Source organism: Pseudomonas sp. LFS074 (genome assembly GCF_047978165.1).
GTDB lineage: Bacteria > Pseudomonadota > Gammaproteobacteria > Pseudomonadales > Pseudomonadaceae > Aquipseudomonas > Aquipseudomonas putida_P.
The window spans coordinates 1,185,738-1,200,700 of sequence record NZ_JBFPFV010000001.1 but is presented as its reverse complement, the minus strand read 5'-3'; the positions used below and the strand labels follow the sequence as shown (position 1 = coordinate 1,200,700).

General features: G+C 62.4%; 16 protein-coding genes. 4 read left to right on the top strand and 12 right to left on the bottom strand.

Annotated elements, in window-relative coordinates:
* The first annotated feature begins 4 nt into the window (after positions 1-4).
* Positions 5-880: a TIGR02285 family protein gene (locus ACNQP3_RS05510; protein WP_012270769.1), complete on the top strand. Its 876-nt coding sequence runs from the start codon at positions 5-7 to the stop codon at positions 878-880.
* A 184-nt stretch (positions 881-1,064) separates the two neighbouring features.
* Here ACNQP3_RS05510 and ACNQP3_RS05505 read toward each other — a convergent pair whose 3' ends face one another.
* The 6 genes from ACNQP3_RS05505 to xerD form a co-directional block, all read right to left on the bottom strand.
* A complete protein-coding gene (locus tag ACNQP3_RS05505) occupies positions 1,065-1,346 on the bottom strand; it encodes a DUF3509 domain-containing protein (RefSeq protein WP_264316865.1) in 282 nt (93 codons plus the stop codon).
* Positions 1,347-1,425: 79 nt separating this feature from the next.
* A complete protein-coding gene (locus ACNQP3_RS05500; RefSeq protein WP_264316864.1) occupies positions 1,426-1,845 on the bottom strand; it encodes a response regulator in 420 nt (139 codons plus the stop codon).
* A 131-nt stretch (positions 1,846-1,976) separates the two neighbouring features.
* On the bottom strand, positions 1,977-3,386 hold the full coding sequence (gene thrC, locus ACNQP3_RS05495) for a threonine synthase (RefSeq protein WP_012270766.1): 1,410 nt from the start codon (positions 3,384-3,386) through the stop codon (positions 1,977-1,979).
* Positions 3,387-3,447: 61 nt separating this feature from the next.
* Positions 3,448-4,752 carry a homoserine dehydrogenase gene (locus tag ACNQP3_RS05490; protein WP_012270765.1) on the bottom strand — a complete coding sequence of 435 codons (1,305 nt, stop codon included), beginning with the start codon at positions 4,750-4,752 and terminating at the stop codon, positions 3,448-3,450.
* A gap of 83 nt (positions 4,753-4,835) precedes the next feature.
* Complete coding sequence (locus ACNQP3_RS05485) at positions 4,836-5,579, bottom strand: thioredoxin fold domain-containing protein (protein ID WP_012270764.1); 744 nt, start codon at positions 5,577-5,579, stop codon at positions 4,836-4,838.
* Between the two features lie 153 nt (positions 5,580-5,732).
* The gene (xerD, locus tag ACNQP3_RS05480; protein WP_012270763.1) at positions 5,733-6,629 is read right to left on the bottom strand and encodes a site-specific tyrosine recombinase XerD; all 897 of its coding nucleotides are present in this window, start codon (positions 6,627-6,629) and stop codon (positions 5,733-5,735) included.
* Positions 6,630-6,697: 68 nt separating this feature from the next.
* Between xerD and ACNQP3_RS05475 the strand changes: the two genes are divergently transcribed.
* Positions 6,698-8,503: a cation:proton antiporter gene (locus ACNQP3_RS05475; protein ID WP_060492697.1), complete on the top strand. Its 1,806-nt coding sequence runs from the start codon at positions 6,698-6,700 to the stop codon at positions 8,501-8,503.
* Positions 8,504-8,506: 3 nt separating this feature from the next.
* Here the strand turns inward: ACNQP3_RS05475 and ACNQP3_RS05470 are convergent, their stop codons facing one another.
* From ACNQP3_RS05470 to ffh, 6 genes are all read right to left on the bottom strand, one after another.
* Positions 8,507-8,914 (bottom strand): acyl-CoA thioesterase, encoded by a 408-nt coding sequence (locus ACNQP3_RS05470; protein ID WP_012270761.1) that lies wholly within the window; start codon positions 8,912-8,914, stop codon positions 8,507-8,509.
* Between the two features lie 94 nt (positions 8,915-9,008).
* Positions 9,009-9,359 carry a 50S ribosomal protein L19 gene (rplS, locus tag ACNQP3_RS05465; protein WP_003252148.1) on the bottom strand — a complete coding sequence of 117 codons (351 nt, stop codon included), beginning with the start codon at positions 9,357-9,359 and terminating at the stop codon, positions 9,009-9,011.
* Positions 9,360-9,401: 42 nt separating this feature from the next.
* Positions 9,402-10,154: a tRNA (guanosine(37)-N1)-methyltransferase TrmD gene (gene trmD, locus ACNQP3_RS05460; protein WP_003252146.1), complete on the bottom strand. Its 753-nt coding sequence runs from the start codon at positions 10,152-10,154 to the stop codon at positions 9,402-9,404.
* Positions 10,155-10,157: 3 nt separating this feature from the next.
* Positions 10,158-10,694, bottom strand: coding sequence for a ribosome maturation factor RimM (rimM, locus tag ACNQP3_RS05455; RefSeq protein ID WP_012270759.1), 537 nt, complete (start codon positions 10,692-10,694; stop codon positions 10,158-10,160).
* A 5-nt stretch (positions 10,695-10,699) separates the two neighbouring features.
* Positions 10,700-10,951 carry a 30S ribosomal protein S16 gene (rpsP, locus tag ACNQP3_RS05450; RefSeq protein WP_003252142.1) on the bottom strand — a complete coding sequence of 84 codons (252 nt, stop codon included), beginning with the start codon at positions 10,949-10,951 and terminating at the stop codon, positions 10,700-10,702.
* 257 nt (positions 10,952-11,208) lie between these two features.
* Positions 11,209-12,585, bottom strand: coding sequence for a signal recognition particle protein (ffh, locus tag ACNQP3_RS05445; RefSeq protein ID WP_012270758.1), 1,377 nt, complete (start codon positions 12,583-12,585; stop codon positions 11,209-11,211).
* A gap of 230 nt (positions 12,586-12,815) precedes the next feature.
* On the opposite strand from ffh, the gene ACNQP3_RS05440 reads away from it, so the two are divergent.
* Together ACNQP3_RS05440 and ACNQP3_RS05435 are read left to right on the top strand one after the other, a co-directional pair.
* Entirely contained in the window at positions 12,816-13,625 is an 810-nt protein-coding gene (locus tag ACNQP3_RS05440) for a cytochrome C assembly family protein (protein WP_012270757.1), read from the top strand.
* Between the two features lie 9 nt (positions 13,626-13,634).
* Positions 13,635-14,840: a transporter associated domain-containing protein gene (locus tag ACNQP3_RS05435; RefSeq protein WP_264316863.1), complete on the top strand. Its 1,206-nt coding sequence runs from the start codon at positions 13,635-13,637 to the stop codon at positions 14,838-14,840.
* The last annotated feature ends 123 nt before the right edge of the window (positions 14,841-14,963 follow it).

Sequence of the window (14,963 nt, the reverse complement as noted above, 5' to 3'; positions counted from 1 at the left end):
TTTCATGCGCGCGGCCCGCTGCCTACGTCACCTGGTCCTGCTGTGCGGGCTATTGCCCGCACTGCTGCTACAGCCTGTCAGTGCCAAGGAACACATCTTCTGGCTGGTGCGCGACCTGCCGCCGTTCACCATTTTCGAAGGCCCGGAAAAAGGCCAGGGGGTGATCGACCAGTTGTTGCCACTGCTGATCGGGCAGATGCCCGAGTACGACCACACCATTTTGCGGGTCAACCGCGCCCGCGGCCTTCAGATGCTGCAAGACCGCAACAGCTTCACCTGCGACCCGACCCTGCTATGGACCCCGGAACGGGCCGAATACGTGCGTTTTTCCATGCCGTCGCTGGGTGTGGTCAGCGGCGGGCTGGTGCTGCGCAAGGAAAACCAGGCGCTGATGGCGCCCTACCTCGACGGCCAGCAGGTAGACCTGCATGGTTTGCTGAGCAACAACGCGCTGAAGCTGGGGATTGTTGCAGAACGCAGTTACGGCACGCAGATCGACGCCATTCTGCGTCAGTTGCCCGACACCGCGCTCAGCCGCCATTATGGCAACGACGCCACTGCCAACCTGCTGCAGATGCAACAACTGGGGCGTTTGCGCCTGGTGCTCGGCTACTGGCCTGAGGTGCGCTATCTCATCCAGCAACAAGGTGGTTCACTGGCTGATTACCAGTTTCATCCTGTGCAGGGGGTAGAACGCTATCAGTTTCTGCATGTGGGTTGCTCGGACAACCCTCTGGGGCGCGAAGCGATTGCGCATATCGATCAGCTGTTACCCAGGCTGCGCCAGGATGTATTGCCGGCGCTGTATGCGCGCTGGCTGGACCCTGCGTTGCAGGAAGACTACCTGGAAGAGAGCAAGCGTTTCTTCGAAGCGCAGTAGTTGCAGCCCATCGCGCCAAAAAAAGCCGCGCCTACAGGCGACTGCGCAGAACCCAAAAAGAAACCCCGGACGCTGGGGAAGACGCCCGGGGCCAAGCGAAAGTCCTTGGAGACTTCCCGTGACAGCCCTGCCAGCGCCGGAGCAAAGCGCTGGCCGGCTGCCCCTACTGTGTCTGATAAGCCACTCAGGCAAAGGTTCCCTGGGGTTGCTGACGCTGCTGCAATGCGGCAATCACACACGGCTGCAAACGCCCTTCTGCTATTTGCAAGTCACGGTGCAAGCCATCCACCAAATCGATCAGCAGGCGTTGCTCCTGCAACTGTCGCTCGCTGACCATGCGCCGCAAGGTAATACCGGCAAGGTGGTCATGAACGGTCAATTGGCGATTGCCACTGGCATCGGCGCTGCCGAGGTGTGCCTGATAGGGGGCTAGGGCGTCGTTGAGCAGGCTGCAGATTCTTTCCATCCGGATCACTCGCTGCGTGGTGGGATCTAAAGGAACTGACCAACAGGCACAGCAGAAAGTTCGTCACACTGCGGCTGTCTCAGTGAGCATGCGGGGCCGACATGACAGCTTTACTACACCGCCCTGGGCGCACCTGCAGTGTTTGCAGGGCGTGCTGCAGGCCCGGCATCGACAGCGGCCAGGGCAGCTCGGCGAGCACCCACAGGCCGCGTTTTCTGGCCTCTTGGGCAAGGTTTTGACGATTGGGCGCGGGCTGGCCGACGAACAGCAATGCGCGCGCATTGTGTTGCTGGGCGAGCAAGGCAAGACCGGCCCGCGTTGGCATGGCGTGGTCGAGGATCAGCAAATCGGGGCGATGCTCAGCGCTGAGGCAGGCATCCAGGTCACCGGTGCTCGCGCTGATGCGCACGTTGAAGACACCCTGGCTATTGAGCGCCTGGTGCAGCAGGATCTGGTGGGATGGGCGTGCCTGGTGGATCAACACGTAGGTCTGGTGCATGAGCCGCTCCGGATGGGAGGACCGGCTAATCTAGGCGTTGCGCCCAGCAGGCTGAATAGGGTTTTTCAGAGGCGATCGTGGGAAAAGTCCGAGAAGCTGGGGCCGCGTAGCGGCCCCCCAAACCCACTCAGTTACAGCGGCTTGCCGCGGTTGCCGTGCTGGCTGACAAAGCCCTGTACAGCTTTCAGGTCATTGGCCAGCACCGTGCAACGCTCTTCACGGCTGAACAGGTCGCTGAGGTGCGCCGGCAGTTCCAGCGCCTTGCCCACACCGGCCTTCTCCACCGCTTCCGGGAACTTGACCGGGTGCGCGGTGCCCAGCACCACCATCGGCGTATCCAGGCTACGGCGGCACTCGCGGGCAGCCTTGACGCCGATCGCGGTATGCGGGTCGAGCACTTCACCGGTGGCGGCGAATACTTCGGCAATGGTCTCGCAGGTTTGCTCGTCGCTCACAGCCAGCGAGTCGAACAGCTTGCGCGCTTCGGTCCAGCGGTCTTGCTCGACGCTGAAGCCGCCACCTTGCTTGAAGTTGGCCATCAGCTCGGCAATCGCCCCCCCGTTGCGGCCGTGCAGGTCGAACAGCAGGCGCTCGAAGTTGGACGAGACCATGATGTCCATCGACGGCGACAAGGTCGCGTGCAGGGTGTCCTTGACGTACTGGTTGCCGCTCATGAAGCGGTGCAGGATGTCGTTGCGGTTGGTGGCGACGATCAGCTGGCTGACCGGCAGGCCCATGTTGCGCGCCAGGTAGCCGGCGAAAATGTCGCCGAAGTTGCCAGTCGGTACCGAGAACGCCACCGAGCGCGCCGGGCCGCCCAACTGCAGCGCTGCGTGGAAGTAGTAGACGATCTGGGCCATGATCCGCGCCCAGTTGATCGAGTTGACGGCTACCAGGCGGGTGCCCTTGAGGAACGACTGGTCGGCGAAGCTGGCCTTGACCATTTCCTGGCAGTCGTCGAAGTTGCCTTCGATGGCGATGTTGTGGATGTTGTCGCCGAAGATGGTGGTCATCTGCCGACGCTGCACTTCCGACACGCGCTGGTGCGGGTGCAGGATGAAGATGTCGACGTTGTCGCAACGGCGGCAGCCTTCGATGGCGGCAGAACCGGTGTCACCACTGGTGGCGCCGACGATCACCACGCGCTCGTTGCGCTTGGCCAGCACGTGGTCGAGCAGACGGCCGAGCAACTGCAGGGCAAAGTCCTTGAACGCCAGGGTCGGGCCGTGGAACAGCTCCAGCACCCATTCGTTGCTGTTCAGCTGGCGCAGCGGTGCGACCGCCGCGTGGGCGAACTCGCCGTAGGTTTCTTCGAGGATCTTCTTGAAGTCGGCGTCGGCGATGCTGCCTTCGACGAACGGGCGCATCACTCGGAAAGCCAGCTCGTGGTACGGCAGACCGGCCCACGAGGCGATTTCTTCCTGGGTGAAGCGTGGCAGGTTTTCCGGCACGTACAAGCCGCCGTCACTGGCCAGGCCAGCCAGCAGCACGTCTTCGAAATTCAGGGCCGGTGCCTGGCCGCGGGTACTGATATAGCGCATGGGTGCAAACCTTCGATGCTGGGGCCGGGGCCGCGCTGGCGGCCCGACGGCACTAATTTTGTTAGTTGAGCTGTTCGACGCGAATGCGCACAACCTTGCCGACCACGTCCTGCAGGGCTTCCAGGGCGATGATGGCATCGTTGATACGCTGCTCGACCACACCATGGGTCAGCAGGATCATCGGCACCAGGCCGTCCTGCTCCTCGGCTTCCTTCTGCATGATCGACTCGATGTTGATGCCACGCTCCGAGAGAATGCTGGCCACCTGGGCCAGTACGCCCGGGTGATCCTTGGCCTGAATGCGCAGGTAGTAGGCGCTTTCGCAGGCTTCAATCGGCAGGATCGGGTGGGCCGACAACGAGTCTGGCTGGAAGGCCAGGTGCGGCACGCGGTTTTCCGGGTCGGAGGTCATGGCACGGACCACGTCGACCAGGTCGCCGACCACCGACGAAGCGGTGGGCTCCATACCAGCGCCCGCGCCGTAGTACAGGGTAGACCCGGCCGCGTCACCGTTGACCATGACGGCGTTCATCACGCCGTTGACGTTGGCGATCAGGCGGTCGGCTGGGATCAGCGTCGGGTGCACGCGCAGCTCGATACCTTCGGCGGTGCGACGGGCAACACCCAGGTGCTTGATGCGGTAGCCCAGGGCCTCGGCGTAGTTCACGTCCGCCGTGGTCAGCTGGGTGATGCCTTCGGTGTAGGCCTTGTCGAATTGCAGCGGAATGCCGAACGCGATGGACGCCAGGATGGTCAGCTTGTGCGCGGCGTCGATGCCTTCGACGTCGAACGTCGGGTCGGCTTCGGCGTAACCCAGCGCCTGCGCTTCGGCGAGCACGTCCGGGAAGGCGCGGCCCTTCTCACGCATTTCGGTGAGGATGAAGTTGCCGGTGCCGTTGATGATGCCGGCCAGCCAGTTGATGCGGTTGGCCGACAGGCCTTCGCGGATAGCCTTGATGACCGGGATGCCACCGGCCACAGCCGCTTCGAAGGCGACAATGACGCCCTTCTCGCGGGCTTTAGCGAAAATTTCGTTGCCGTGCACGGCAATCAGCGCCTTGTTGGCGGTGACCACGTGCTTGCCGTTTTCGATGGCCTTGAGCACCAGGTCGCGGGCGATGGTATAGCCACCGATCAGCTCGATGACAATGTCGATCTCCGGGTTGCTCGCAACTTCGAACACGTCAGCGGTAATGGGGGTACCGGTAATCTGGCAGTTCGGGTTCTGCGAGCGCATGGCGATCTGTGCCACTTCAATACCGCGCCCGGCACGGCGGGCAATCTCCTCGGCGTTGCGCTGAAGTACATTGAAGGTTCCGCCACCGACGGTCCCCAACCCACAGATGCCTACTTTGACCGGTTTCACTGTGAACTCCCCATTGAACGGTCGACACGCTTGCCGACCGTGAAACATGCCGTCACCCCATGACGACGGCGTACTTGATTGAATTACTTGGCAAGTGCCAGCTTGGCAACTTGCGGTGCCGGCTGGTAGCCCGGAATGACCTGGCCGCTTTCAAGGACGATGGCCGGCGTGCCATTGACACCGATCGACTGGCCCAGCTGGAACTGCTTGCTGACAGGATTGGTGCACTTGGCGGCCTTGATTTCTTCACCTTCGACCATTTTGTCCATCGCCCCACGGCGGTCGCTGGAGCACCACACCGCCTGCAACTGCTGGTCACCCGGCGAGCCGAGGCCCTGACGCGGGAACGCGACATAGCGCACTTCGATACCGCGACGGTTCAGCTCGGGCACTTCGGCATGCAGCTTGTGGCAGTACGGGCAGGTGGTGTCGGTGAACACGGTGATATGCGACTTGGTCTCGCCCTTGGCAGGATAAACCACCATCTCGGCGGCTGGAATGCCGTTGATGAGCTTGGCGATGCCTTGACGTTCGGTCTTCTCGGTGAGGTTGACCGGCTTGCCGTCCTGGATCTGGAACAGGTAACCCTGCATCACGAACTGGCCGTCGGCGCTGGCGTAGAGCACGCGACCGCCCTGCAGCTTGACTTCATACAGGCCGTTGAGGGGGCTGCTGGCCACGCTTTCCACGGGCACTTCCAGCTCTAGGTTCTGCAACGATTTACGGATGGCCTGCTCGGCACCGGCGTTGCTATCGGTTGCCGCAGCGACGGCAAAGGTACTGGCCAGCGCCAAAGCGGCGGCGGCGAAAAACTGGGTCACGCGCATGGGAACTCCTGAAGGCGGACAGGGGCCGGAGGGCGCCACCTGCGGAAAATACGCGGTGACCGTGCGGCCCTTGGTGCAAACCGCCCAAGCCTACCACATCACGCTGCCGGTGAAGGGGCTGGCAAGGACCGGCCGGCGGAACATGAAAAACATTCATCCACGCGGGTGGTGCTGGGCGTGCAACTGCTGCAGGCGGGCCTTGGCGACGTGGGTATAGATCTGCGTGGTCGACAGGTCGCTGTGGCCCAGCAGCATCTGCACCACACGCAAGTCGGCACCGTGGTTGAGCAGGTGGGTGGCGAAGGCATGCCGCAAGGTGTGCGGCGACAGCGGCTTGTCGATGCCAGCAACCCGGGCATGATGCTTGATGCGGTGCCAGAAGGTCTGGCGAGTCATCTGCTCGCCTCTCAGGCTGGGGAACAGCACGTCGCTGGGGCGGCCGTTGAGCAGTTCGGCGCGGCCATCGCGCTGGTAGCGTTCCAGCCACACCACCGCCTCTTCACCCATGGGCACCAGGCGCTCCTTGCTGCCCTTGCCCATTACCCGCAGCACACCCTGGCGCAGGTTGACCTGGTCGAGGGTCAGGCTGACCAGCTCGGTGACGCGCAGGCCGCAGGCATAGAGCACTTCGAGCATGGCACGGTCGCGCTGGCCGATGGCTTCGCCCAGGTCCGGTGCCTGCAGCAGGGCTTCGACATCGGCTTCGGAGAGTGACTTGGGCAGTGGTTTGCCCAGTTGTGGCATGTCGACCTGCAAGGTCGGGTCGATGGCCACCAGCCTTTCCCGCAGCAGGTAGCGGAAAAAACCACGCAGGCCGGACAGGAAGCGCGCCGTGGAGCGCGGCTTGTAGCCTTGGTCGAGGCGCCAGGCCAGGTGATCGAGGATAAGCTCGCGGCCGGCATCCGGCAGCGACACTGCCTGCTCCTGCAGCCAGCCATTGAACAAGGCCAGGTCACTGCGGTAGGACACTCGGGTGTTGTCGGACAGGCCTTTTTCAAGCCACAGGGCGTCGAGAAACTGGTCTATCAGGGGGTGATCGAGGGCGGGCATGAAGACTCGGTGGCAAACGGCGAATTGACGCTTAGTCTTTCATAACACTGCAGGCATAGGGAGCCCGTATGAGCGAACAGCAGATTCTTCTCAGCGTCGGCGGTATCGGTGCCGCCGCGCTTGCCTGCCAATGGCTGGCCTGGCGCCTGAAACTGCCGGCGATTCTGTTTCTGCTGCTGGCCGGGATCATCGCCGGCCCGGCACTGGGCTGGCTCGATCCCGAAGCACTGTTCGGCCCGTTGCTGATGCCGCTGGTGTCGCTGGCAGTGGCACTGATCCTGTTCGAAGGCAGCCTGACCCTGCACCTGTCGCAGTGGCGCGAGATCGGCAGCGTGGTGCATCGCCTGGTCACCGTGGGTGCCCTGCTCACCTGGCTGGTGATCGCCCTGGCGACCCACTGGCTACTCGGGTTCGACTGGCCGCTGTCGATTCTGTTCGGCACCCTGACCCTAGTGACCGGGCCCACGGTGATCGTACCCATGCTTCGCGTGGTGCGGCCAAAGTCGACGATCGCCAACATCCTGCGCTGGGAGGGGATCATGATCGACCCCATCGGCGCGCTACTCGCCGTGGTGGTGTACAGCTTCATCATCGCCAGCGCCGATGGCAACGGGCTGAGCCAGAGCCTGACCACTTTTGCCGGGGTGATTTTTTGCGGCACAGCCTTGGGCGCGGCCGGCGGGTGGCTGCTGGGGCAGATCATGCGCGAGCAGTGGCTACCGGAGTACCTGCACAACCTCGCATCGCTGGCGGCGGTACTGGGCATTTTCATCGCCGCCAACCAGATCATGCATGAATCCGGGCTGCTGGCGGTGACTGTGATGGGCATGTGGCTGGCCAACATGCGCGGGGTCGATGTGCGACAAATCCTGCACTTCAAGGAAAACCTCAGCGTACTGCTGATTTCCGGCCTGTTCATCCTGCTCGCCGCGCGCCTTGACCTGCATGCCCTGCTAGGCCTCGGCCCTGCGGTGCTGGCCTTGTTGCTGGTGATCCAGCTGGTGGCACGCCCGCTCAACGTGTGGCTGTCCACGCTGGGCTCGACACTCAGCTGGCGCGAGCGCGCACTGCTGGCCTGGATTGCGCCCCGCGGCATCGTCGCAGCCGCTGTTTCCGCTATCTTTGCCATCCGCCTGCACCAGGCCGGCCACCAGGACGCCCTGCTGCTGGTGCCGCTGACCTTCGCGGTGATCATCGGCACGGTGGTACTGCAAAGCGCCACGGCCAGGCCGCTGGCACGCCTGCTCAAGGTCGCCGAACCAGCACCCAGCGGGTTTCTCATCGTCGGTGCCAACGAACCAGCCCGCGCCATCGCCAAAGCCCTGCAGCAGCTGGGCTGCCGGGTGTTGCTGACGGACTCCAGCTGGGAAAACATCCGCGCTGCGCGCATGGACGGTCTTCCGACCTATTTTGGCAACCCCGCCTCGCAGCATGCCGATGCCCACCTGGACCTGGTCGGCCTCGGGCACTTGCTGGGCCTTTCTCCCGCTGGCGAAATCAATGCCCTGGCCTGCGCAAGGTTTCGCCATGATTTCGGGCACGGGCGGCTGTTCGTGCTGGCCAGCGGCCTGGAGAAACAACGTAGCGACAAGCACCGGGCGGCCGAGGAGCATCGTGGCCATCTGCTGGGGGCCAACCCGATGACCTACCTGCAACTGGCCAACCGCCTGCATCAAGGCGCCGAGTTGTACAGCACCAACCTCACCGAAGGCTTTGGCTGGGATGCCTACCAGGCACTGCATGGCGAACGTGCACTCCTGCTGTTCGCCCGCGATGGCCATGGCTGGGTGCATGTAGCCAGCCCCGACAACCCGCTGCAGCCGCAACCGGGCTGGACCCTGGTGGCGTTGATCGAGCCAGCGCCAGAACCCTGATCTTCAGGCGCTTGGCAGCACGGGCACCGGGCGCTTGTCCTCGTCGATGGCGACGAAGCTGAACACCCCATGGATCGCCCGCTCACGGCCGTCCAGGTACATGTTCTCGACAAACACATCCACCTGCACCTGCAAGCTGGTATTGCCGACCTTGATCACCGTCCCCACCAGCTCGACGATCGAGCCCGCCGGGATCGGGTGCTTGAAGTCGATGCGGTCGGTAGAAACGGTCACCAGCGGCAGGCGGCAGAAGCGCGTGGCGGCGATGAACGACACTTCGTCCATCCAGGCCAGTGCGGTGCCGCCGAACAGGGTGTTGTGGTGGTTGGTGGTGTTGGGGAACACCGCCTTGGTCACGCGGGTCACCGACAGCTCGGTGCGGCGCTGGATTTCCTGGTCTCGGGTAGTCATGGCAATCACATCTTCGGGGTTTCAAAACGCAAAAAAGCAGCCCGAAGGCTGCTTTTTTCTCGCTAGGCGGCCTCGGCCACCGGGCAAACTGTACTCAGGACAGTTTTTCCTTGATGCGAGCGGCTTTGCCGGACAGGTCGCGCAGGTAGTACAGCTTGGCTTTACGCACGTCACCACGACGTTTCACGGCCAGGCTGTCGATTTGCGGGCTGTAGGTCTGGAAGGTACGCTCTACGCCAACGCCGCTGGAGATCTTGCGCACGGTGAAGGCGCTGTTCAGACCGCGGTTACGCTTGGCGATAACGACGCCTTCGAACGCCTGCAGACGGGAACGCTCACCTTCCTTCACTTTAACCTGAACGACAACGGTGTCGCCTGGTGCGAAGGTCGGGATTTCCTTGCTCATCTGCTCGGCTTCGAGCTGCTGGATGATCTTGTTGGTCATGCTGTGCTCCTAAGATGGATACGTGATCCACCATCGATACGTTTAACTATCGTCCCGCTCGCGGAGATATTCCTCGAGCAGCTTCTTCTCTTCTCCAGAAAGCGAGCGACTTTCCAGAAGATCGGCGCGTCGTTCGAAGGTCCTACCAAGGGACTGCTTCATCCTCCAACGCCGGATATGTGCATGGTTGCCACTTAGCAACACGTCGGGAACACGCTGATCCGCATACACCTCAGGTCGGGTGTAGTGCGGGCAATCGAGCAGACCGTCGGTGAAGGAATCTTCTTCCGCCGAGTCCACATGCCCTAAAGCTCCGGGCAGCAGCCGCGTAACCGCATCGATCAGTACCATGGCCGGCAGCTCGCCACCGGAAAGCACATAGTCGCCAATCGACCACTCCTCATCGACATGAGCCTCGATAAAGCGCTCGTCGATGCCTTCATAACGACCGGCGATCAGGATCAACGATTCCTGTTCGGCCAGGCCTTTGACCGCCTGCTGAGTCAGCTTGCGGCCTTGTGGCGAAAGGTAGATCACCTTTGCCGCAGCTCCGGTCGCTTGCCTGGCGCTAACCAGGGCATCTTCCAGAGGCTTGATTTTCATCACCATGCCCGGACCACCGCCAAACGGCCGATCATCTACCGTGTGGTGACGATCTGTGGTGTAGTCCCGCGGGTTCCAGCAAGTTACCTGAAGCAACCCCTGTTTCACCGCGCGGCTGGTAATGCCGTACTCCGTGATGGCCGAGAACATCTCGGGGAACAACGTGATGACGTCTACGCGAAGGTTACCCATCGTTTAGAAGTCCGCGTCCCACTCAACCCGCATCACGCCTGCTTCCAGGTCGATTGCCAGCACGCATTGCGCCGTATAGGGCAACAGACGCTCGCGATCATCCAGGCTGCCTGCGCAGGGTTTGACCACCATTACATCGTTCGCACCGGTCTCCAACAGGTGATCGACCTTGCCGAACAGGTGTTCGTCCTGGTTGATGACCTTCAGACCGACCAACTGGTACCAGTAGTACTCGTCGGCAGCCAGGTTGGGCAAAAGGCTCCGCGCAATGCAGATTTCGTAACCGCTCAGAAGACGGGCTTCATCGCGATCTTCGAGGCCTTTGAGCTTCACGACCAGGCCCTTTTGGGAGCCACGACCGCTGACCAGCTCGACCTGCTTTACCTTGCCTTCGTGCCGAAGCGTCCAGCGCGGATAATCCAACAGGTTTTCAATCGGATCGGTAAAGGAATACACCTTCACCTCGCCGCGAACGCCGTGAACCGAAAAAATCTTGCCAACGACGATCAGGTCGTCAGCCTTTTCTGGCGTCGCGTTCATACTGTTCAGGCAGCGGCCTTGGCAGCTTCCTTCAGCAGCTGAGCAACACGCTCAGACGGCTGTGCACCCTGGCTCAGCCAGTAGGTGACGCGCTCTTGGTTGACCGACAGTTTAACTTCGGCGCCAGCAGCGATCGGGTTGAAGAAACCTACGCGCTCAACGAAACGGCCATCACGGGCGTTACGCGAGTTGGTCACGGTCAGGTGGTAGAATGGGCGCTTTTTCGAGCCGCCACGGGCCAGACGGATGGTTACCATGTGAACATCGTTCCTATAGTCGGTGCTGCAGTTGATACAGCAGCTGGTACTGCAAATCTGAATGCCAAATAGGCACACGGGTGCCCAAAAGGCCGCATATTCTCGGGGAATACACGGACATTTGCAAATGACTTTTTCGGCAAGGCCATGCCCTACCGTCCAGATTTGCCGGTTGTGCCGCGAAATCCGCGGCCGTTACCCCACTACAGCGGGGGTTCTGGGCGCCAGCCCGACGAAAGGCAGGCACCCGGAATAAGTTACAGCTTCGGCATACCGCCGCCTGGCAGCATCCCGCCCAGGCCGCGCATCATCTTGGCCATGCCGCCTTTGGCAGAGAATTTTTTCATCATCTTCTGCATCTGCTTGTGCTGCTTGATCAAGCGGCCGATGTCCTGCACCTGGGTACCGGAACCCAGGGCGATACGGCGCTTGCGCGAACCGCTGATCAGGTCAGGGTCACGGCGCTCGGCCGGGGTCATGGAGTTGATGATCGCTTCCATCTGTTTGAACTGCTTCTCGGCGGCGCCCTGGGCGTTGCCCATCTGCGACAGGTTGACCCCGCCGATGCTCGGCAGCTTGTCCATCAGGCCACCGAGGCCGCCCATGTTCTTCATTTGTTGCAGCTGGTCGCGGAAGTCTTCGAGGTCAAAGCCCTTGCCCTTCTTCAGCTTCTTGGCCAGCTTGTCGGCCTTGGCCTTGTCGATGGTCTGCTCGGCCTGCTCGATCAGGCTGAGCACGTCACCCATGCCGAGAATGCGCGAAGCGACGCGATCGGGGTGGAACGGCTCGAGAGCCTCGGTCTTCTCACCCATACCGATGAACTTGATCGGCTTGCCGGTGATGGCACGCACCGACAGCGCAGCACCACCACGGGCGTCACCGTCGACCTTGGTCAGTACCACACCGGTCAGCGGCAGCGCCTCGCCAAAGGCCTTGGCGGTGTTGGCGGCGTCCTGGCCGGTCATGGCGTCGACCACGAACAGCGTCTCGATTGGCTTGACCGCGGCGTGCAGCGCCTTGATCTCGTCCATCATGTCGGCGTCGATGTGCAAACGGCCGGCGGTGTCGACGATGACCACGTCGATGAACTTCAGCTTGGCTTCACGGATGGCCGCTTCGGCAATGGCCACCGGCTTCTGGCTGATATCGGACGGGAAGAAGGTGACACCGATGTCGTTGGCCAGGGTTTCCAGCTGTTTGATCGCCGCCGGGCGATAAACGTCGGCGGACACCACCATCACGCTCTTTTTCTTGCGCTCTTTAAGGAAGCGCGCCAGCTTGCCGGCGGTGGTGGTCTTACCGGCGCCTTGCAGGCCGGCCATCAGCACCACGGCAGGCGGGGCGGCGTTCAGTGCGAGGTCTTCGTTGGCCGCGCCCATCAGGCTTTCCAGCTCGGCCTGGACGATCTTCACGAATGCCTGGCCCGGGGTCAGGCTACGCGAGACTTCGGTGCCGACCGCACGTTCCTTGACGCTGTTGACGAAATCCTTGACCACCGGCAGGGCAACGTCGGCCTCGAGCAGGGCCATGCGCACTTCGCGCAGCGTGTCCTTGATGTTGTCTTCGGTCAGCTTGGCCTTGCCGGTGACATGGCGCAGCGTCTGTGACAGGCGGTCGGTCAGGTTTTCGAACATGGTGATCCTTTCAGGCCCAGTAAAAGCCGAGGTTTGTCAGGCGCCCAGGGGAAATACACACCCGCCGGGCACAGCAAGGCGGCGATTATAGCGAAGTGCGGCGGCGGCGCACACCTTGGGAGATATTCGGTGGCTTTACCCGCGAATGCCGCGACGCGGCCTACCAGTCTTCCTAGAGCAGCGGAATCTATGCCAAACTCCGTCTCTTTAAGGCTCGCCAACCAGGACTTATGGTCTCCTCTCCCAGCCTCATCCCCAACCTGATCGCTGCCGGCCTATATATAGCTGCGGCCATCTACCAGGGCTCGTACCTGGCCCAGGGCCGCAAGGCCGACAAGCGCCTGCTTGGCCTGCTGGGCGCCGTCGCGGTGCTGGCCCAGGCCGGCGCGCTGTTCTTCCAGTTGATCACCCCGCTGGGCCTGAGCCTGGACTTCTTCAGCGCCGCCAGCCTGATCGCCGTGGCCGTCATCACCCTGACCCTGCTGGCCTGCCTGCGCATACCGGTAGAAAACCTGCTGTTGTTGCTGTTCCCGCTGGGCGCGGTGACAGCGTTGCTGGCGCAGTTCGCACCACCCGGCACGGTGCCACTGATAAACGAAGAACCGGGCATTCTCGCCCATATCCTGTTGTCGATCCTGGCCTATGGGCTGTTCACCATCGCGGTTTTCCAGTCACTGCTGTTGCTGCTGCAGGACCGCCAGTTGAAGAACAAGCACCCGTCCGGGCTTATCCGCAACTTCCCACCGCTGCAAACCATGGAAAGCCTGCTGTTCGGCTTTCTCTGGGCCGGCTGGTGCCTGCTGTCGCTTTCGTTGATCTCCGGCTGGCTGTTCCTCGACAACCTGTTCGCCCAGCACCTGGTGCACAAGACGTTGCTGGCCTGTGTCGCCTGGGTGGTGTTCAGCGTGCTGCTGTGGGGCCGTACCCGCCTGGGCTGGCGGGGCCACAAGGCCATCCGCTGGACGCTGGCCGGTTTCTGCCTGCTGATGCTGGCCTATTTCGGCAGCAAGCTGGTTCGCGAATTCATCTTGCATATCTGACGGCCGCCCATGGACACCCTGCCGTACGCACCGCTATTCGGCACACTGGCACTGGCCCTGTTGTGGTCAGCACTGTTCACCGCCGTGGATGCCGCCCGCTTGCAACTCAATGGCACGCAACGCGCTGGCGAAGATGGCCAGCCCATGCTGCCAGCCCAGGCCCTGGTGCTGTGTGCCAGCCTGGGCAAACTGCTGGTACTGGGCCTGGCCTGCCTGGTGGGCCAGCGCTACAGTGGCGAGCACGGCTTCTGGCTGGCCGGTCTGGCCGCCACCCTCAGCTTGCTGGTGTTCGCCGAATACCTGCCGCGGCGCCTGGCCCGGCGCAACCCGCAGGCGTTCGTCAGCCTGGGCACCAGCCTGCTGAAAGTCCCCCTCGCCCTGCTGCAGCCGCTGGCCTACCTGCTGGACGGCTTCGCCAAGCTGCTGCTGCGCCCGTTCCGCGTACAGCCCACAGCCGTGGCCTTGCATGCTCAGGAATCGGATGACTTCGACGACGACGAGGAACACGAACCACCTCGCCACGGCCTGCTCGACGGCCTGCAGTCGCTGGACAAGGTCACCGTCAACGACATCCTGGTGCCACGTAACGAAGTGGACGGCATCAACCTCGACGAGCCGATCGGGCGCATCATCGAGCAGTTGATCGTCAGCCGCCACACCCGCCTGCCGGTCTACCACAACGACATCAACCAAGTCGAAGCCATCCTCAACACCAAGCTGATCAGCCACCTGCTGCCCAAGGCCGAGCTGACCCTGGATGCGCTGCACAGCGCCTGCTACGAACCCTATTTCGTACCCGAAAGCACGCCCCTGCAAATGCAACTGCTGAACTTCCACAAACAACAACGCCGCTTGGGCGTGGTGGTGGACGAGTACGGCGAGGTACTGGGCATCGTCACCCTGGAAGACATCCTCGAAGAGATCGTCGGCGAGTTCGAGGACGAGCAAAGCCTGGAAAACCCTCACGTGCACCCGCAGCCCGATGGCACCTTCGTCATCGACGGCACGGCTTCGTTACGTGAAATCAACCGCACCTTGGGCTGGCACCTGCCCTGCGACGGTGGGCCGAAAACCCTCAACGGGCTGGTTACCGAAGCGCTGGAAAGCATCCCGGAGAGCGCTGTTTGCCTGAAGATCGGCCGCTATCGCCTGGAAATCCTCGAAACAGAGGACAATTGTGCCAGCAAGGTACTGGTGTGGACCGTGACCCGATAGCTATACTCGGGTCACGCTTACCCAGCCCCGCCGTCACGCCTGCTACCCGCACCCGGCGCTCCACGGCCAGTCCGCTCCACTGACACGCCCCGCGGTCCTGCTTCAACACCCCGAACAGTGCCC